The sequence below is a fragment of the Paraburkholderia tropica genome (genome assembly GCF_914484835.1).
In the GTDB taxonomy this organism is placed as follows: domain Bacteria; phylum Pseudomonadota; class Gammaproteobacteria; order Burkholderiales; family Burkholderiaceae; genus Paraburkholderia; species Paraburkholderia tropica_A.
The window spans coordinates 43,983-63,260 of sequence record NZ_CAJZAR010000050.1 but is presented as its reverse complement, the minus strand read 5'-3'; the positions used below and the strand labels follow the sequence as shown (position 1 = coordinate 63,260).

Genomic DNA, 19,278 nt, shown 5'->3' with positions numbered 1-19,278 from the left:
ATCTAGCCGCATCCACTCGCCCGACCCCAATAAGGAGACCCCATGGACCAGAGCGATATCAAAGCCGCCCCCGCGTGGCAACTGTCCGAGCGTGCAATCAAGCTGACCAGCTCGGCGATTCGCGAAATCCTCAAGGTCACCGAGCGGCCCGAAGTCATTTCGTTCGCCGGCGGTCTGCCCGCGCCGGCCAGCTTCCCGGCCGAGGAGATGCGCGCCGCCGCCGACCGCATCCTGCGCGACGATCCGTCGGGCGCGCTTCAGTACAGCGCGACCGAAGGCTATATGCCGCTGCGCGAGTGGGTCGCCGAACGTCACTCGGTGGGCGGCGTGAAAGTGCGTCCGTCGCAGGTGCTGATCACCACGGGTTCGCAGCAGGCGCTCGACCTGATCGGCAAGGTGCTGATCTCGCCGGACAGCCCGGTGCTGGTGGAAACGCCGACTTACCTCGGCGCGCTGCAATCGTTCTCGCTCTACGAGCCCAACTACGTGCAGGTGCCGACCGACGAAAAGGGTCTCGTGATCGACGGTCTCACGCCCGAGATGACGGCCGGCGCGCGCCTGCTCTACGCGATCCCGAACTTCCAGAATCCGACCGGCCGCCGTCTGCCGCTCGAACGCCGCCAGGCACTGGCCGCCTTCGCGCAGCGCGCGCCGTTCCCGGTCATCGAGGACGATCCCTATGGCGCGCTGCTCTACGCGGGCGAGCCGCTGCCGACGGTCCACTCGATGGCGCCCGAGCACATCGTGCATCTGGGTTCGTTCTCGAAGGTGCTGGCCCCGGGCCTGCGCGTGGGCTACATCATCGCGCCCGAGGATCTGCACTTCAAACTGGTGCAGGCCAAGCAGGCCACCGACCTGCACACGCCGAGCTTCACGCAGCGCATCGTCCACGAAGTCGTGAAGAACGGCTTCCTCGATACGCACATCCCGAAGGTGCGCGCGCTCTATCGCGACCAGTGCGAAGCGATGCTCGATTCGCTCACGCGCAACATGCCGGAAGGCGTGAGCTGGAACCGCCCCGAAGGCGGCATGTTCATCTGGGTCACGCTGCCGCAACAGATCGACAGTATGAAGTTGCTGGAAGAAGCGGTCGCGCAGAATGTGGCCTTCGTGCCCGGCGCGCCGTTTTTCGCGAGCGAACCGCAGCGTAACAAGCTGCGTCTGTCGTTCGTGACCGTGCCGCCCGCGAAGATCGAAGAAGGCGTGGCGAAGCTGGCCGCGCTGATCCGCGCACGCATCTGAACCGAACCGCACATCACCCGTTCAACGTAAAAGGACTCCTGATCATGGCTGACATCAACGTCTACGACCGTCTCAAAGAACTCGGCATCGAACTGCCGACCGCCGGCGCCCCCGCTGCGGCCTACGTGATGAGCGCGCAAAGCGGCAACACGGTGTACCTCTCGGGCCACATCGCGAAGAAGGACGGCAAGGTCTGGGCCGGCAAGCTCGGCGACACGCTCTCGACCGAGGAAGGCAAGGCCGCCGCGCGTTCGATCGCGATCGACCTGCTGGCGACGCTGCACGCGCACGTGGGCGACCTCAACAAGGTCACGCGCATCGTCAAGCTGATGAGCCTCGTGAACTCGACGCTCGACTTCACGGAACAGCACATCGTGACGAACGGTGCTTCGGAACTGGTCGCCGATGTGTTCGGCGAGAAGGGCAAGCATGCGCGCTCGGCGTTCGGCGTCGCGCAGATTCCGCTCGGCGCGTGCGTCGAGATCGAGCTGATCGCCGAAGTCGCGTAAGCGCTGTGTTTCGCGAGCCGGTTGCGCCGGCTCGCATCCGCGATATTCAGCCGCGATAAGCCGCCGCGCCGCAAGGTGCGGTTTTTTTTCGCCGTGAGTTTTCATTCCGATATTGCCGACCATGACTCTTCGCAGCGTCCGCTTCAAACAGGTCGACGTCTTCACGTCGCAGCCCTTCAAGGGCAATCCGCTCGCCGTCGTGTTCGACGCCGATGCGCTCGACACCGCGCAGATGCAGGCCATCGCGCACTGGACCAATCTGTCCGAAACCGCCTTCCTGCTCGCGCCCACCGACGCGCGCGCCGACTATCGCGTGCGCATCTTCACGACGCAGGGCGAACTGCCCTTCGCGGGCCATCCGACGCTCGGCAGCGCGCACGCATTTCTCGACAGCGGCCGCGCACCGAAGACGCCGGGCCGGCTCGTGCAGGAATGCGCGGCGGGTCTGATCGAGCTGGCCGATCGCGCCGATCGCACGAATGACACCCCGGACACGCAGGCCGCGGCCGCCTGGGCTTTCGCCGCGCCGCCCGCGAGCGTCGCGCCGCTGGCCGAGTCGCAGTACGACGCATTGCGCGACGCGCTGCGCATCGCGCGCGACAGCACCGCCATCGACTTCTCCGCGCAGCCGTGTGGCGTGAATAACGGCGCGCCGTGGCTCGTGGTGCGCTGCGCGTCGGCGGACGACGTGCTCGCGCTCGACGTCGACTACGCCGCGCTCGCGGAAGTCGCGGCCGGCGTCGGCGCGCAGGGCCTCGCGGCCTATGGCCCGCATGCGCCGGGCGGCCCCGCGACCTTCGAGGTGCGCTGCCTGATGACCGGTCTCGGCAAGGGCGAAGACCCTGTCACCGGCAGTGCCAATGCCGCGATCGCGTTGTTGCTCGCGCAGCAGCAGCGCCGTCCGGGCAGCCGCTACACCGTGCGTCAAGGCACCGTGATGGGGCGTGACGGCCGCGTGTCGATCGACTACGACGATGCGGCGGGCAAGATATGGATCGGCGGCGCGTCGGTCACGGTGATCGACGGCACGATCGCCCTGCCCTGACGCCGCACGCACACACGCACACACGCACGAAACTCGACGCAAATCCGCCGGGGCGCAACGCCCCGGCATGCCTTTCGAATACTTACTCGGCCCGTGCACCAGGCACGCGCACTGCGCATAGGCAAGCCGCGCCCCGCAAGCTTATGCGCCATGCGTGAACTATGCGCGGCACATGACGCGCTTCGGTCTCGTGCGAGCGACTGGCGTATACCCGGGGGGGCACCGCTTCCTTAATCATTCCCCAACCATTAAGATCCAGACATTGGACGCATCGCTGCGTCCGCTGGCCCATGTCCGCGCGTCCCGCGCTCCTTCCACGCCGTTCCGCATAGATGCCGCCGATTCAACCGAGCGCCTTGTCGTCGTCCCGGCCGTCGCATCAGCGGCGGGCACCCTCGCGTCCGCGGCGCACACGATGAGCACGAACTGGCGTCCGTTCTCGCGCGACCCGGGCCTGCGCGGCACGACGGGCCCGGCATACACACGCCCGCGCACGCTGCTCGCGATTCCCCTGCTCGGCGTGCTGGTGCTCATCCTGTTGTGGGCCGTCATCTTCACGCGTCTTTCGGTCGAGAAGGACGCCACCATGCGCGAGGCCGCCGCCTCCGCGGCGATTCTCTCGGCGGCGCTCGAACAGCACACCGTGAAGGCGATCCATCAGGTCGACCAGATCACGCGCTTCGTGAAGTACGAGTTCGAGAAAACGCCCGAGCGCTTCAATCTCGCGACCACGGTCGAGAAAGGCGTCGTGCAGAGCGACTCGCTCGTGCAGGTGTCGATCATCGACGAGCACGGCAAGCTGGTCGCCAACACCGCCGATCCGAATCCCAAGCCCATCGATCTCTCGGACCGCGAGCACTTCAAGGTGCATGAGCACGAGAACGACGATCAGCTTTTCATCAGCAAGCCGGTGCTCGGGCGCGTCTCGGGTCACTGGACCTTGCAGATGACGCGCCGTCTCAATCATCCCGACGGCTCGTTCGCGGGCGTGGTGGTGGTCTCCGAAGACCCGAGCTATTTCACGAGCGACTTCTACAACAACGCCGCGATCGGCCGCGAAGGCGTGATCGCCGTGATCTCCGACACCGGCGCCGTGCTCGCGCGCCGCACCGGCAGCGCCGAACGCGCGAACGGCACGTTCTCGGCGAGCGGCGTCTATCCGATTTCCGAACACGTCTCGGGCACCTACGTCGATCCGATCGACCACGTGACGCGCATCGTCTCGTACCGCCATATCGACGGCTATCCGCTCGGCGTGCTGGTCGGCCTCTCGCAAGCCGAGGAGTTCGCCGACTACAACCACACGCGCGACGTCTATCTGATGATGGCGACGTTCATCTCGCTCGCCATGCTGTCGTTCTTCGCCGTGGCCACGGGGCTGATCGGCAAGCTGCTGGGCCGCGAGCGCGAGATGTCGCAACTCGTGCAGTACGACCTGCTGACCGGCCTGCCGAACCGCTACGCCACCTTGCAGCGGCTGCGCCACGAAGTCTCGCAGCCGGGCAACCTCGGGCGTCTCGCGATTCTCTTTATCGACCTCGACAACTTCAAGACGGTCAACGACACGCTCGGCCACAACGCCGGCGACATCGTGCTGCAGATGAGCGCGGCGCGTCTGGCCGACGCCGTGGGCGGCTCGGGCACGCTCGCGCGCATCGGCGGCGACGAGTTCGTCGTCATCATCAAGGGCGACGACATCGAGAAGCGCGCGAGCACGCTCGCCGAAACCACCAACGCCGCCTTCACGCATCCGTTCGACGTGCGCGGCAGCGCGTTCGTGCTGCACGCGAGCACGGGCATCGCGCTCTACGCGGTCGCGCACGAGAGCGAGATCGACCTGCTCAAGAAGGCCGACCTCGCGATGTACGCGGCCAAGGAAGCGGGCCGCAACTGCTTCCGCTTCTACTCGCCGCAGCTCGCGCATCGCGCCGACCATCTGATGAAGTGGGAGCAGCAACTGCGCGTGGCGCTCTCCGAAGGCCAGTTGTTCCTCGCCTATCAGCCGAAGATCGATTTGCGCCGCCGCTGCATCACGGGCTTCGAGGCGCTGGTGCGCTGGAACCATCCGCAATACGGGCTGATTCCCGCGAGCGAATTCATTCCGGTGGCCGAATCGACGGGCCTGATCGTGCCGGTCGGCGACTTCGTGATCCGCACCGCCTGCGCGCAACTCGCGCTGTGGCAGCAGCAGGGCTACGAAACGCTGTCGCTCGCCGTCAATATTTCGGCCGTGCAGTTCTGGCGCGGCGACCTCTACGAGACCATCTCGCACGCGATCGAAGAGACCGGCATCGCCGCGCACAAGCTCGAACTCGAAATCACCGAGACGGCGATGATGGAGTACCCGGAACTCGTCTCCGAGAAGATCTTCGCGCTCAAGCGCCTAGGCGTGCGCGTCGCGCTCGACGACTTCGGCACGGGTTATTCGTCGCTGTCGTATCTGAACCGTTTCGCGGTCGACACGCTCAAGGTCGACCGCTCGTTCGTGCAGGCGATTCCCGCCGACCGCAGCGTCTGCGTGATGGTGTCGGCCATCGTCAATCTCGCGCGCTCGCTGGGGCTCACGGTGGTCGTGGAAGGCACCGAAACCGAGGAGCAGATCGCGTGGCTCGCGGCGCTCGGTCCGATCGAGGCGCAGGGTTTCCTGTTCTCGCGGCCGGTGCCCGTGGAAGGCGTGCCGGCGCTGATCGAGCGCTTCGGCGTGTGCGGTGCTCCGCAGCCGGGTTCGGGCGCGCACGAGCAGCGCAACGAGCGGCTGAGCGACGCTTCGGAGTCGCGTTGATCAAACCTTAGCGCACCGCCATCAATGCAAAAGGCGCACCTCGATGGGTGCGCCTTTTGTTTTTCCGCGCGGCACGCTCAACATGAGCGCCGCGCGTCATTCAACTGCGCGGCCTGCGTCAGCGCGCACGCTCCGCGCCAAACCCGCCAAAGAACGCCCGCGCATTGTCCTCCAGACTCTCAAGGTGATAACCACCTTCCTGCACGATCACCGATGGCAACCCGAGCGCGCCGATCGCTTCACCGAGCTTGCCGAAGCCCTCGGTGCTCACGGCCACCTTCGACTGCGGATCGTCCTTGTAGATATCGAAGCCGAGCGCGAGCACCAGCGCGTCGGGCTGGAAACGGCGCAGCACGCGCAACGCCGACTCCACGCGCTCGAAGAACACCTCTTCACTCGCGCCATGCGGCATCGGCAGATTGACGTTGTAGCCCTCGCCCTCGCCCGCGCCGCGCTCGTCTTCATAGCCCGCGACCACCGGATAGAAGTTGGTCGGATCGCCGTGGATCGAGATGTACAGCACGTCGTCGCGGCCATAGAAAATTTCCTGCACGCCCTGGCCGTGGTGCATGTCGGTATCGAGGATCGCCACGCGCTTGAAGCGGCTCTTGAGCGACTGCGCCGCGATCGCCGCGTTGTTCAGGTAGCAGAAGCCGCCCGCCGCATCCGCGCGCGCGTGATGGCCAGGCGGGCGGCACAGCGCGTACGACGCGCGCGCGCCCTCGTTGACCGTCGCGGCCGCCGCCAGCGCGCTCTGCGCCGACCAGTACGCCGCGCGCCACGTGTTCGCGCCCACCGGGCAGCTGCCGTCGGCGAGATAACGCGCCGCTTGCGCGAGCACGCCGCGCAGCGGATTCGGGTCGCGCACGTAGATGTTCGACATCACCTCGTCGCCCCAGTCGTCGGGCATGCGCTTCCATTCGGCGTGCGCTTCTTCGAGGAAGCGCAGATAGTTCATGTCGTGCACGGCGGCGATCGGCGCGGTGCCGAAATCGGCGGGCTCGCTCACGCTGAAGCCGAGCGAATGCGCGGCGGCGACGAGACGCGCGGCGCGCTCGGGCACTTCCTGCGGCTCGCGCATCTGGCCGCGCGACAGATAGGTACGCGGATGGTGCAGCAACTGTTCGGGGTGAAACCAGGTTTTCATCGTTCGTTCTCCGTCATGCGTCGGCTTCGGCGTTCGCGGCCTGCGGTACGCGCGCGCCGGCACGCGCCGCCACGGCGTTGAGCAATACGTTGGTGCCCGCGGTCACGTCCTCGGGCAGCGCGTCTTCGGCTTCGTTGTGCGAGAGGCCGTCCACGCAGGGGATGAACACCATCGCCGTCGGGCAATAGCGTGCGAGGTGGATGGCGTCGTGGCCCGCGCCGCTCACGATGCGTTCGTTAGGATAGCCAAGCGCCTCCACGGCCTCGGCGACGAGACCCACGCACGCGGCGTCGAACGGCGTCGCCGGGCTGGTCCAGCAATGCTGGATCTGCGCGCCGAGCCCACGCGCCGCCGCCGCCGAAGCGCAGACGGCGCGCAGATCGCGCTCCATCGCATCGATCTGCGCATCGTCGGGATGGCGCAGATCGACGGTGAACGTGAGATTCGCGGCGATGGTGTTGCGCGACGAATTCGCGACCTGGATCTGGCCGATCGTCACGAGGCCGAGCGGCGCGTAGCGCGCCATCACGCGCTCGATTTCCAGCGCCATCTGCGCCGCGCCGAAGAAGGCGTCCTTGCGATAGCGCATCGGCGTCGTGCCCGCGTGCGCGGCCACGCCCGTCACCGTCACGTCGAACCAGCGGATCGCCTGGCCGCCCGTCACCACGCCGATGGTCGTACCGTTCGCCTCCAGAATCGGACCTTGTTCGATATGCGCCTCGAAGTAGCTGTCGACGGCCACGCCCTGTACGGGACGCGTGCCGCGCGCGCCGCACGCGTCGAGCGCCGCGCCGAGCGTCACGCCTTCGGCGTCGGTGCGCGCGAGCGCGTCGTCGAGCGTCATCGCGCCCGCGAACACCGCCGAGCCGAGCATCGCGGGCGTGAAGCGCGCGCCCTCTTCGTTGGTCCACGAGCAGATCTCGATGGGCTTGTCGGTGACGATATCGGCGTCGTTGAGCGCGCGCACCACTTCGAGCGCGGCCAGCACGCCGTACACGCCGTCGAAGCGCCCGCCTTCGGGCTGCGTGTCGAGATGGCTGCCCATCATCACGGGCGCGGCGTTCGCGTCGGTGCCCGCGCGGCGCGCGAACAGGTTGCCGACTTCGTCGGTCCACACGCTCATGCCGGCCTCGCGGCACCACGTCGCGAACAGCTCGCGGCCGCGCCGGTCTTCTTCCGTGAGCGCGAGACGGCGCACGCCGCCGCCCGCCGTCGCGCCGATTTTCGCCATCTCCGTGAGGCTCGCCCACAGGCGCGGGCCGTCGATATGCAGGAGGTTGTCTTTCATCGCTTCATTTCCTCGATTGACTGCCTGGTACGTCGATATCCGGTCCAACAATCATTGATGCGCACGCATCAATGCGAGCCCACGGCCTTCGCGGCGGACTCGTCGTGCGCGTGCTGGCTGCGGCGCGCGTCGAGCCCGACGATGCACAGCAGCGAGACGCCCGCGAGGCAGGTGTAGAACACCGCCAGCGGCCACCACTGGCCCGTGTAGCGATGCGCGAGCCAGGTGCCGACGAGCGGCGTCAGGCCGCCCGCGATCGCGCCGCAGACCTGATACGAGAGCGAGATCGCCGAGTAGCGCACGCGCGTCGGGAACACGCCCGAGACGAAGCCCGCGATCACCGAATAGAAGCTCGCCATGCAGACCACCGCGATGGCGATGCCGATCACCATCGGCACGACCCGGCCCGTCTGCACGAGCACGAACATCGGATACGGCGAAACCATCGCCGCGACCGCCGCGCACTTGAGGAAGCGCGCGCCGCCCATGCGCTCGGCGAGCCATGCGGCGAGCGGCTGCGAAAGGAACTGGATGAAGGCGACGATAAACAGACAGTCGAGGATCATCGAACGCGTGATGCCGACGTACTGCGTCGTGTACGCGATCATGAAGGTGTTCGTGAAGTACACGCCCGCGATGCCGATCGTGTTCGCGCCGATGCACAGCAGCACGAGGCCCCACGCCGACTTGAACACCTCGGCGACCGGCAGCTTCACGGTGCGTTGCTGCTTCTTGAGCTTCTCGAATTCGGGCGATTCGTTCACGCCCAGGCGGATCATGATGCCCACCACGAGCAGCACGGCCGAGACGAGGAACGGCAGCCGCCAGCCCCACGAGAGGAAGTCGGCCTTGTCGAGCGACGTGACGGAGCGGAACGCGAGCAGCGAGAGAATCAGGCCCGCGGGCGAGCCGAGCTGCGCGAACGACGCGAAGAACGTGCGGCGGCCTTCGGGCGCGTGTTCGCCCGCCATCAGCACCGCGCCGCCCCACTCGCCGCCCACGGCGATGCCCTGCACCACGCGCAGCAGCACGAGCAGCACGGGCGCGAGCGCGCCGACCTTCGCATACGACGGCAGCAGGCCGACGCAGACGGTCGCCACGCCCATCATCATCAGCGTGGTCATCAGCGCTTTCTTGCGGCCGATGCGGTCGCCGAGGTGGCCGAAGATCAGGCCGCCGAGCGGACGCGCGAAGAAGCCCACGGCAAACGTGGCGAACGAGGCCATCGTGCTCACGAAGCGGTCTTCGGACGGGAAATACAGTTCGCCGAACACCAGCGCGGCGGCCGTGGCGTAAATGTAGAAGTCGTACCACTCGATCATGGTGCCGATGAACGCCGCGGCGGCGGCGCGCACCGGTTGCCGGGCGGTGGTTTGCGGGGTGGTCATCTGGTCAGTCTCCTCAGGCGCTAATCGTCTTGCGCGTCGCTCCCAGGCCGGACAGCACGCAACGCGCATGCAAGCTTTATCGCTGGCCACAAATCATTAGTCAAATTTCGCGTTATTATTCAGCGCATAAATCTGGCTAATACCTACGGCGGAAAACCCCGCCGCGCCGCCTTTCGGAGACGCCATGCGCGCCGACACCACCCGTTTTCTGAACGACCGACTCGACTGGAACCTGCTGCGCACCTACCTCGCGATCATGCAGGAGCGCAGCCTGAGCCGCGCCGCCGCGCGCCTCTACGTCACCCAGCCCGCCGTGAGCCAGGCGCTCAAGCGCCTCGAAGACGCGCTCGGCCGCAAGCTCATCGAGCGGCGCGGCGCGCAGTTCGTGCCGACCCAGGCCGGCGAAGAGGTCTATCGGATCGCGAGCGACATCTACGGCAACATCTCGCGGCTCGAAACCGAACTCGACGAGCGCACCGCCGATATCACCGGCTCGATCCGCCTGCTCACGGTGAGCCGCATCGAGTCGCGCGTCTACGACGAATTCCTCGCGGAATTCCACGTCGCGTATCCGCGTATCGATCTGCAGATCGAGGTGATGCGCTCGTCGGACATCATTTCGTCGGTGTTGCAGAAGACCGCGACCGCGGGCCTGAGCCTGTGCCGCACGCCAGTCGACAAGCTGGAGATGCGTTGCTTCCTGCGCCAGCGCTACGCGATTTTCTGCGGCCGCCATCACCGGCTGTTCGGCCTCTCGCAACTGACGATGGAGGATCTGCTCGCGGAGAATTTCGTGTCGTTCACGAGCGACCAGATCGGCGACAGCCTCTCGCCGCTCACGGTGTTTCGCGATCAGCGCGGCTTTACGGGGCGGATCGTGGCGTCGTCGCCGAGTCTGGACGAAGTGCGGCGGCTGATCTTCGCGGGCTACGGCATCGGCTGCCTGCCCGAGCACGCGGTGAAGGACGATCTGGCGCAGCAGCGCTTATGGCGGCTGCCGCCGGAGGAAGGTCTCGCGGACGTCGATATCCACTTGCTGTGGCATCGGGACCGCAAGATGAATGCGGCCGAAGAAGCGTTCTTCGGCGCGATGGAGCGCTGCATGCAGCGTTATGCGCTCGCGGAGCGTCTTTGAGCCGTCCTGGAGACTTGACCCGGCGACGCGCCGCGACCGTGTTAAGGCAAGGACAAATCAGAACCCGCGCGCCAGCGCCGCCACGCCGATCGTCACGACGCCGAGCACGAGATTGATGAACACGAGGCGACGCATCGAACCCACGGCGCGCGCGCCGTCGGGCCACTTCTGCGCCTGCACGGCGCGGCGGATGCGCGGAAACACCGCGAAACGCACGTGGCCGAAGATCAGCATCATGATGACGCCGAGACCTGCCATCGCGTGCAGCTGCCACGTGGCGTGACCGCCGCCGAACTGCATCAGCAGGAAGCCTCCCGTGAGCAGGATCACGATGATCGAGATGCCCACCCAGTTGAAAAAGCGGCTGAACACCGACTCGATCAGCGGCAGGCGCAACTGCGGCGAGAGATCCTCGAGCGCCGGACGCAGGCAGAAGTGCGCGAACACCATGCCGCCCACCCACACGGCCACGCTCAAGAGATGCAAAAACAGCGCGACTTCGATCGCGTGACCCATGCTTGAAATTTCCTTGTGCTTAAAAAGATTCCGGTACGAACCGCCGCGGCATTATTCCATGCCCGCCAGCCGTTCGTACCGGAGGTGTGCCGCTTGAATTGCGCGACTTGGGTTACGTGACTTGCGTTACGCCACTTGAGTTACGCCACTCAAGCCGGCAGCACCGGGCGCATGCCCGTGATGACCTTGAGCTTCGAGTCCGGCGCGCGGCCCTTGCGCGCGCGCTTGCCGATCTGCGGCGCCAGCACCGCGCCCGCCATCAGGTCCTCGCCCGGCTTCTGCGCGCGTCCCGTGCCCACGAGCACCACGCCCGCCGCCGAGATCGCCAGCGCCTGCGTGAGCGTTTCCTTGTCGTCGAGCTGCATCAGCGTGACGCCGCGGCCGCCGCCCGAAAGCGTCTTCATCTCGTCGAGGCCGAACACCAGCAGGCGTCCGCCCGACGAGAGGCACGCGACCTGAATCGCGCCCGGCAGCATCGGCATCGGTGCGAGCGGCGTACAGCCTTCGTCGATCGTCATGAAGGCCTTGCCCGCCTTCACGCGGCTGACCATGTCGCCGATCTTCGCGATAAAGCCGAAGCCGTTGCTCGATGCGAGCAGCAGCGCCTGGTCGGCGCTCGCCGCGAAGTAGTGCAGCAGATGCGTGCCCGCTTCGAGTTCGATCAGCGACGTGACCGGCACGCCGTCACCGCGGCCGCCCGGCAGTTGCGCGACCGAGACCGAATAGACGCGGCCCTTGCTGCCCCACGCGATCAGCACGTCGGGCGTGCGGCACTGGAACGCCGCGTAGAGGCCGTCGCCGGCCTTGAACGTAAAGCTCTGGCTGTCGAGCCCGTGGCCCTTGAGCGCACGCACCCAGCCCTTCTGCGAGACCACGACCGTGACCGGCTCGTCGACCACGCGCGCTTCGAACGTCGCGCGCTTTTCCTGCTGGATCAGCGTGCGGCGATCGTCGCCGTATTGCTTCGCGTCGCCTTCGATTTCCTTCACGATGAGTCGCTTCATCGACGACTCGTTCGCGAGCAGTTCTTCGAGCTTGGCCTTCTCCTCGCGCAGTTCGGCGAGTTCCTTCTCGATCTTGATCTTCTCGAGCCGCGCCAACTGACGCAGACGGATTTCAAGAATGTCCTCGGCCTGACGCTCGGACAGACCGAACGCGCTCATCAACGCGGCCTTCGGCTCGTCCGACTCGCGGATGATGCGAATGACTTCGTCGATATTGAGGAAGACGATCATCCGCCCTTCGAGGATGTGGATGCGGTCGTCGACCTTGGCCAGGCGATGCTGCGTGCGGCGCGTGACGGTGGCGAAACGGAAGCCGATCCACTCGCCGATGATCTCGCTGATGCCCTTCTGGCGCGGGCGCCCATCGGCGCCGATCATCACCAGATTGAGCGAGGCGTTCGATTCGAGGCTCGTGTTGGCGAGCAGCGAATTGACGAACTCGGCCTGATCGATCTTGCTGGTCTTCGGCTCGAACACGAGACGCACGGGCGCGTCCTTGCCCGACTCGTCGCGCACGGCGTCGAGCAGGCCGAGCATGGTCTGCTTGTTCTGCAACTGCTCGGGCGTGAGCGTTTTCTTGCCGAGCTTGAGCTTCGGGTTGGTCAGCTCCTCGATTTCCTCGAGCACCTTCTGGCCCGACGTATTCGGCGGCAGTTCGGTGACGACCAGTTGCCACTGGCCGCGCGCCATGTCTTCGATCTTCCAGCGCGCGCGCACCTTCAGGCTGCCGCGACCCGTCTCGTAGGCCGCCGCGATTTCCGCTTCGCTCGAAATGATCTGGCCGCCGCCCGGGAAATCGGGACCCGGCACCTTCTCCATGATCTCCGCGTGCGTAAGCTTCGGATTACGAATCATCGCCACGGCCGCCGCCGCGACTTCGCGCAGGTTGTGCGACGGGATTTCCGTCGCGAGGCCGACCGCGATACCGGACGCGCCGTTGAGCAGCAGCATCGGCAGACGCGCGGGCAGCGTCTTGGGTTCCTGAAACGAGCCGTCGTAGTTCGGCATGAAATCGACGGTGCCCATGTCGATTTCGTCGAGCAGCAGCTTCGCGATGGGCGTGAGGCGCGCTTCGGTGTAACGCATGGCCGCCGCGCCGTCGCCGTCGCGCGAGCCGAAATTGCCCTGACCGTCGATGAGCGGATAGCGCATCGAGAAGTCCTGGGCGAGACGCACGAGCGCGTCGTACGCCGACTGGTCGCCGTGCGGGTGGTACTTACCGAGCACGTCGCCGACCACGCGCGCCGACTTCACGGGCTTGGCGTTGTCGCCGAGGCCCATTTCGTTCATCGCGAACAGGATGCGTCGCTGCACCGGCTTCTGGCCGTCGCAGACGTCGGGCAGCGCGCGGCCCTTCACCACGCTCACGGCGTAGTCGAGATACGCGCGCTCCGCGTAGTGGCCGAGCGTGAGCGAGTCGCCGCCTTCCGCGGCGCCATTCACTTCAGCAAAGAGATCGTCCATGTTTCAATCAGTCCGTAATCGTGTGCGGGCGGGTGAGCGGGAGGCGGTCAGATGTCCGCTTCGACTTCATTGCCCTTCTCTTCGAGCCACGAGCGGCGCGAAGCCGCTTCGCCCTTGCCCATCAGCATCGTCATGCGCGCGACGGTCGACTCGTAGTCGAGGTCGCCGAGCAGGATGGGCGAGAGGCGGCGCGTGTCGGGATTCATCGTCGTGTCCCAGAGCTGTTCGGCGCTCATTTCGCCGAGACCCTTGAAGCGGCTGATGCTCCATTGCGTCTCGCGCACGCCGTCCTTGCGCAGCTTGTCGAGAATCGCTTCGAGTTCGCCTTCGTCGAGCGCGTAGAGCTTCTGCGCGGGCTTCTTGCCGCGCGCGGGCGCGTCGACGCGGAACAGCGGCGGGCGCGCCACGTACACATGGCCGCGCTCGATCAGCTGCGGGAAATGCTTGAAGAACAGCGTGAGCAGCAGCACCTGGATGTGCGAGCCGTCGACGTCCGCGTCCGAGAGAATGCAGATCTTGCCGTAACGCAGGTTCGAGAGATCGACCGTCTCGTCCGGGCTATGCGGATCGACGCCGATCGCCACCGAAATGTCATGCACTTCGTTGTTGGCGAACAGGCGGTCGCGCTCGGTTTCCCAGGTGTTGAGCACCTTGCCGCGCAGCGGCAGGATGGCCTGGTATTCCTTGTCGCGGCCCATCTTCGCCGAACCGCCCGCCGAGTCGCCCTCGACGAGGAACAGTTCGTTGCGCGCGATGTCGGTCGCTTCGCAGTCGGTCAGCTTGCCGGGCAGCACGGCCACGCCCGAGCTCTTGCGCTTCTCGACCTTCTGGCCCGCGCGCGTGCGCGCCTGCGCCTGCTTGATGACGAGATCGGCGAGCTTCTTGCCGTGCTCGACGTGCTGGTTGAGCCACAGCTCCAAAGCCGGACGCGAGAACGACGAGACGAGCTTGACGGCGTCGCGGCTGTTCAGGCGCTCCTTGATCTGCCCCTGGAACTGCGGATCGAGCACCTTCGCCGAGAGCACGAACGAGACGCGCGCGAACACGTCTTCGGGCAGCAGCTTGACGCCCTTCGGTTGCAGATTGTGCAGCTCGACGAAGCTCTTGACCGCCTGGAACAGGCCGTCGCGCAGGCCGCTTTCGTGCGTGCCGCCCGCGGGCGTGGGGATCAGGTTGACGTAGGACTCGCGCGTGAGCGAGCCTTCCTCGCTCCAGGCCACGACCCACGCGGCGCCCTCGCCTTCGGCGAAGGTGTCGTCGGTCGTGCGGGCGTCGGCGTAGCGCTCGCCTTCGAACAGCGGGATCAGCAGATCGGCGCCGCCCATGCCTTCGAGCAGATAGCCGCGCAGGCCGTCTTCGTACTTCCAGCTCTGGCGCTCGCCGGTCTTCTCGATGACGAGCGTGACTTCGACGCCGGGCAGCAGCACGGCTTTCGAGCGCAGCAGACGCTGCAATTCGCCGAGCGGCAGATTGGGCGAGTCGAAATACTTGGGATCGGCCCACGCGGTCACGCGCGTACCGGTTTTCTTTTCGTCGCGCGAGGCGCTGCGCGAGGTCAGCGGCTTCGTGACGTTGCCGTTCGAGAAGCCGAGTTCGGCGACCTTGCCGTCGCGCCAGACGGTCACGTCGAGGCGCGTCGAGAGCGCATTGGTCACCGAGACGCCGACGCCGTGCAGGCCGCCCGAGAACGTGTAGGCGCCGCCGGCGGCCTTGTCGAACTTGCCGCCCGCGTGCAGGCGCGTGAACACGATTTCGACGACCGGCACCTTCTCTTCGGGATGCAGGCCGAACGGGATGCCGCGGCCGTCGTCCTCGACGGACACGGAATGATCGGCATGCAGCGTCACCGTGATGCGCTTGCCGTAGCCGCCGAGCGCCTCGTCCGAGGCGTTATCGATGACTTCCTGGATGATGTGCAGCGGATTCTCGGTGCGCGTATACATGCCCGGCCGCTGCCGGACGGGCTCGAGGCCCTTGAGCACCTTGATCGACGCTTCGCTATAGCCACTGTTTCCAGCGTTGGACTTCTTCGTTGACATGGTGATCCACAGGGGGTTGTCCGCGCGCTTGTCCACAGGTCCTGTGGACATCTGCGTGGAAAACGCGTTGAGCGTTCAAAAAAATCGAAACGAAACAAGGGCGTGGACGGGCTGCTCGCCTGGCTCGCAGGCGCGGCGCGCGTGCCCGGTCCACCGTATTCGCGAGGTATTGTACTGATTTGGGACCGCGCGGCAATTTGCGAAGAGGTCGGCCGTTCGGCCGAGGGGCGGCGCAAGGCGCGCTTCGCGTAGAATGGGCCGCTTGCTGGAAGGGGTTTGGCGCGGAAGATCGCGGCGTTTTCGGGCCGCGTCCGGCGCCGGATCGGGGTGGACTGTTCGTTGCAACCTTTGCCGGAATGTGGGGAAGCCTGGAGCTGTCATGAGACCGTCCGAAGCTTTGCGCGCGCATCGCGCGGAAATCCGCGAAATCGTCGCACGCCATCACGCGACGAATGCGCGCGTGTTCGGTTCGTCCGCGCGCGACGAGGACGATGAGGGGAGCGATCTGGATTTGCTCGTTGATCCGACTCCTCAGACCACACTGATCGATATCGCGCAAATGCAGCTGCGGCTGGAAGCGCTGCTGGGCGTGAAGGTCGACGTGCTGACACCCAAAGCGTTGCCGGAAAAATTCCGCGAGCGCGTCGTTGCGGACTCGGTGCCGGTATGAGGAAGGAAAATCTGCGTACGCCGGATTACCTGCAGCACATGCTCGACGCTGTCGACCGTATTCGCAGCTACGTCGCGCCGCTTTCACAGGAAAGCTTCGAAGCGGCACCCATGGCGATCGACGCCGTCGTGCGGAACCTGGAAATCATCGGCGAAGCAGCCCGCAATATCATGCGCGGCGACCCGGCGTTTGCCTCCGCTCACCCGGAAATACCGTGGGAAGCCGTTTATGGCATGCGCAATCGAGTTTCGCACGCGTATTTTTCCGTCGACACAAGCATCGTCTGGAGCACCGTGCAAACGTGGGTGCCCGACCTGGAGCGCAAGCTGTTGAAATTGAAAGTGGAATAAAAAAGCGGCCCTCATCAGGCCGCCTTCCCCATCACTTCCGCTTCGCCTCCAGTTCCTCCCAGCGCTCCAGCGCCAGCAGCAATTCCTCGTCGATCGCCGCATAACGCTCGCTCAGACGCGTGCCTTCCTGCGCGTCCTTCGCGAAGATCGAGCCTTCCTCGATGGTCGCGCCGATGGTCTTCTGCTCCGTCTCCAGCGCCTCGATGCGCTTGGGCAGTTCCTCCAGCTCGCGCTGCTCCTTGAACGAGAGCTTCACGCTGCGCTGCGCGTTGCGGCCCGTCGCGCTGTCCTTGGGCGCGGCGGCGGCCGGCGCGGCTTCCTTCGGCGCGCGGGCTTCGGCGATTTCCTGCGAGCGCGCGCTCTGCGTCTGCCAGTCGCTGAAGCCGCCCACGTACTCGCGCCACTTGCCCTCGCCCTCGGACGCGATCACCGAGGTCGCCACGTTGTCGAGAAACGCGCGGTCGTGGCTCACGAGCAGCACGGTGCCGTCGTAATCGGCGAGCAGTTCTTCGAGCAGTTCGAGCGTGGGAATGTCGAGGTCGTTGGTCGGTTCGTCGAGCACCAGCACGTTCGCCGGGCGCGCGAACAGACGCGCCAGCAGCAGACGGTTGCGCTCACCGCCCGACAGCGACTTCACGGGCGAACGCGCGCGCTCGGGCGCGAACAGGAAGTCGCCCAGATAGCTCATCACGTGCTTCTTCGCGCCGTTGATCTCGACCCAGTCGCTGCCCGGGCTGATGGTGTCGGCGAGACTCTTTTCGAGGTCGAGCTGCGCGCGCATCTGGTCGAAGTACGCCACCTGCAGGTTGGTGCCGATGCGCACCGTGCCCTCGTCGGGCTTCAGGTCGCCAAGAATCAGCTTGAGCAGCGTGGTCTTGCCCGCGCCGTTCGGACCGACGAAACCGATCTTGTCGCCGCGCATCACGGTCGCCGAGAACGTATCGACGATGCTGCGCCCGCCATAACGCTTGGTCACGTCGGTCAGTTCGGCGACGATCTTGCCCGACTTGTCGCCCTGCGAAACGTCGAGCTTGACGTTGCCCTGCACGTTGCGGCGTTCGCTGCGATCGCGGCGCATCTGCTCGAGCCGCGCGATGCGGCCGACGCTGCGCGTGCGGCGCGCCTCCACGCCCTTGCGGATCCACACCTCTTCCTGCGCGAGCAGCTTGTCGAACTTCTCGTTCTCGACGCGCTCCACTTCGAGCTGCTGCGCCTTGCGCTCCTGATACTGCGTGAAGTTGCCCGGATACGAGAGCAGCTTGCCGCGGTCCAGTTCGACGATGCGCGTGGCCACGCGGTCGAGAAACGCGCGGTCGTGGGTGATGAACAGCAGGCTCGAACGCTGCGAGACCAGCAGTTCTTCGAGCCAGCGGATGCCGTCGAAGTCGAGGTGGTTGGTCGGTTCGTCGAGCAGCAGCACGTCGGGCTGCACGACCAGCGCGCGCGCCAGCGCCACGCGCTTTTGCATGCCGCCCGAGAGCGCGCCCACGCGCGCGTCGCCGTCGAGGCCGATCTGCGCGAGCGTGGTCGCGACGCGGGTGCGCCAGCTCCAGGCGTCGGCCGCGTCGAGCGACGATTGCAGCACGTTCATGCGCGCGAGCAGCGCGTCGTGTTCGGCGCCTTCGGGCGTGTCGGCGAGCTGATGCGCGACCGTGTCGTATTCGTCGAGCAGCGCGCGCGCCGTGGCGAGACCCGAGGCCACCGTGTCGAACACCGTGGCCTCGACGTCGAAATCGGGCTCCTGCGGCACGTAGACGGTCGAGAGATTCTGTTGACGCGTGACGAGCCCGTCGTCGGGCTTCGCGAGATCGGCGACGATCGTGAGCAGCGACGACTTGCCCGCGCCGTTACGGCCGATCAGGCCGACGCGCTCGCCGGCTTCGAGCGAAAAGTCCGCGTGATCGAGCAGCGCGACGTGGCCGAACGCGAGTTGCGCGCCGGTGATGGTGTAAAGCGACATGGAGGGGACCGTGGCCTGCGTTGGAGAGCAAGCGCGTATTGTACCGGGGCGCGCGGGCCGGGCTTGTGGTTGCCAAATCGGTTGCCAATCTGGTTGCCAGTTCGGTTGCCAGTCAGGCCGCCCGTCCGCGCGCCGTCATGCGGTTGCGCGGATTACTTCACATGCACCGTGATCGTCTGGCTCCAGGCCGGGCCGTAGGACTGGTGCGCGCCGTTGGCGAACTGCGCCGTGAGCGTGTGATCGCCGGGCGGCAGCGTCACGTCGGCTTCGGTCTGGCCTTTGCCGTAGTGGATCGACTTTTCGTTGACGGGCACGACTTCGCCCTGCGGCAGCGCCTTGCCGTCGATCAGCAGATGGTGGTGGCCCGTGTTCGGCGTGGTCGTGCCGGCGGGCGCGACCGTCATGCCGTCGACGCCGAATTTCACGTGCACGGGATTGCTGACCGTCGCGCCGTCTTTCGGCTCGACGAAATAGACGCCCTCGGCGCGCGCCGCGCCGCTTGCCGCGAACAAGGTTGCGAAGGCGCTCAACGCCGCGCCGGCCAGCCAGATTTTGCGAGTCATCGTGATGCTCCTGAGAAGGATGTCGAGGGTGTTGTGTTGGTGTTGTCGACTGCTCGTGGTCAGCCCTGCGGTTTCCGCGCGCCGGTTTGCGATCCATTTTTTGTTTGCGACCCAGCATACACCGCGTCCGTGACTGCGCGCCGTCAAGCTGCGACACGTTGGCCGAGCCCGCTTTC

Annotated in this window: 15 protein-coding genes; 7 read left to right on the top strand and 8 right to left on the bottom strand. The window is 66.2% G+C overall.

From position 1 onward, the window contains the following. Nucleotides 1-42: 42 nt before the first annotated feature. From LDO54_RS17455 to LDO54_RS17440, 4 genes are all read left to right on the top strand, one after another. On the top strand, nucleotides 43-1,242 hold the full coding sequence (locus LDO54_RS17455) for a PLP-dependent aminotransferase family protein (protein ID WP_224011940.1): 1,200 nt from the start codon (nucleotides 43-45) through the stop codon (nucleotides 1,240-1,242). 44 nt (nucleotides 1,243-1,286) lie between these two features. Beyond that, nucleotides 1,287-1,751 carry a RidA family protein gene (locus tag LDO54_RS17450; RefSeq protein ID WP_224011939.1) on the top strand — a complete coding sequence of 155 codons (465 nt, stop codon included), beginning with the start codon at nucleotides 1,287-1,289 and terminating at the stop codon, nucleotides 1,749-1,751. Between the two features lie 121 nt (nucleotides 1,752-1,872). Next, nucleotides 1,873-2,796 carry a PhzF family phenazine biosynthesis protein gene (locus tag LDO54_RS17445; protein ID WP_224011938.1) on the top strand — a complete coding sequence of 308 codons (924 nt, stop codon included), beginning with the start codon at nucleotides 1,873-1,875 and terminating at the stop codon, nucleotides 2,794-2,796. 415 nt (nucleotides 2,797-3,211) lie between these two features. Continuing rightward, on the top strand, nucleotides 3,212-5,578 hold the full coding sequence (locus tag LDO54_RS17440; RefSeq protein ID WP_224011937.1) for a bifunctional diguanylate cyclase/phosphodiesterase: 2,367 nt from the start codon (nucleotides 3,212-3,214) through the stop codon (nucleotides 5,576-5,578). 118 nt (nucleotides 5,579-5,696) lie between these two features. Here LDO54_RS17440 and LDO54_RS17435 read toward each other — a convergent pair whose 3' ends face one another. The 3 genes from LDO54_RS17435 to LDO54_RS17425 form a co-directional block, all read right to left on the bottom strand. Beyond that, nucleotides 5,697-6,725, bottom strand: coding sequence for a histone deacetylase family protein (locus LDO54_RS17435; protein WP_224011936.1), 1,029 nt, complete (start codon nucleotides 6,723-6,725; stop codon nucleotides 5,697-5,699). 13 nt (nucleotides 6,726-6,738) lie between these two features. Beyond that, nucleotides 6,739-8,013 (bottom strand): Zn-dependent hydrolase, encoded by a 1,275-nt coding sequence (locus LDO54_RS17430; protein WP_224011935.1) that lies wholly within the window; start codon nucleotides 8,011-8,013, stop codon nucleotides 6,739-6,741. Between the two features lie 68 nt (nucleotides 8,014-8,081). Next, nucleotides 8,082-9,401, bottom strand: coding sequence for an MFS transporter (locus LDO54_RS17425; protein WP_224011934.1), 1,320 nt, complete (start codon nucleotides 9,399-9,401; stop codon nucleotides 8,082-8,084). Between the two features lie 184 nt (nucleotides 9,402-9,585). Here LDO54_RS17425 and LDO54_RS17420 point away from each other — a divergent pair, with 184 nt between their 5' ends. Then, nucleotides 9,586-10,536: a LysR family transcriptional regulator gene (locus tag LDO54_RS17420; protein ID WP_224011933.1), complete on the top strand. Its 951-nt coding sequence runs from the start codon at nucleotides 9,586-9,588 to the stop codon at nucleotides 10,534-10,536. Nucleotides 10,537-10,593: 57 nt separating this feature from the next. On the opposite strand, the gene LDO54_RS17415 is transcribed toward LDO54_RS17420, so the two are convergent. The 3 genes from LDO54_RS17415 to LDO54_RS17405 form a co-directional block, all read right to left on the bottom strand. After that, nucleotides 10,594-11,052, bottom strand: coding sequence for a DUF4149 domain-containing protein (locus LDO54_RS17415; protein ID WP_065063706.1), 459 nt, complete (start codon nucleotides 11,050-11,052; stop codon nucleotides 10,594-10,596). 149 nt (nucleotides 11,053-11,201) lie between these two features. After that, complete coding sequence (gene parC / locus LDO54_RS17410) at nucleotides 11,202-13,520, bottom strand: DNA topoisomerase IV subunit A (protein WP_224011932.1); 2,319 nt, start codon at nucleotides 13,518-13,520, stop codon at nucleotides 11,202-11,204. A gap of 47 nt (nucleotides 13,521-13,567) precedes the next feature. Then, entirely contained in the window at nucleotides 13,568-15,559 is a 1,992-nt protein-coding gene (locus LDO54_RS17405; RefSeq protein WP_224011931.1) for a DNA topoisomerase IV subunit B, read from the bottom strand. A 379-nt stretch (nucleotides 15,560-15,938) separates the two neighbouring features. Here LDO54_RS17405 and LDO54_RS17400 point away from each other — a divergent pair, with 379 nt between their 5' ends. Together LDO54_RS17400 and LDO54_RS17395 are read left to right on the top strand one after the other, a co-directional pair. Then, nucleotides 15,939-16,229, top strand: a complete 291-nt coding sequence (locus LDO54_RS17400) for a nucleotidyltransferase family protein (protein WP_224011965.1) — start codon at nucleotides 15,939-15,941, stop codon at nucleotides 16,227-16,229. Between the two features lie 38 nt (nucleotides 16,230-16,267). After that, nucleotides 16,268-16,579 carry a HepT-like ribonuclease domain-containing protein gene (locus LDO54_RS17395; protein WP_224011930.1) on the top strand — a complete coding sequence of 104 codons (312 nt, stop codon included), beginning with the start codon at nucleotides 16,268-16,270 and terminating at the stop codon, nucleotides 16,577-16,579. A 31-nt stretch (nucleotides 16,580-16,610) separates the two neighbouring features. Here the strand turns inward: LDO54_RS17395 and LDO54_RS17390 are convergent, their stop codons facing one another. Then, nucleotides 16,611-18,539, bottom strand: a complete 1,929-nt coding sequence (locus LDO54_RS17390; RefSeq protein ID WP_224011929.1) for an ATP-binding cassette domain-containing protein — start codon at nucleotides 18,537-18,539, stop codon at nucleotides 16,611-16,613. Between the two features lie 152 nt (nucleotides 18,540-18,691). Further along, nucleotides 18,692-19,102 carry a DUF4399 domain-containing protein gene (locus LDO54_RS17385; protein WP_224011928.1) on the bottom strand — a complete coding sequence of 137 codons (411 nt, stop codon included), beginning with the start codon at nucleotides 19,100-19,102 and terminating at the stop codon, nucleotides 18,692-18,694. Nucleotides 19,103-19,278 lie beyond the last annotated feature (176 nt).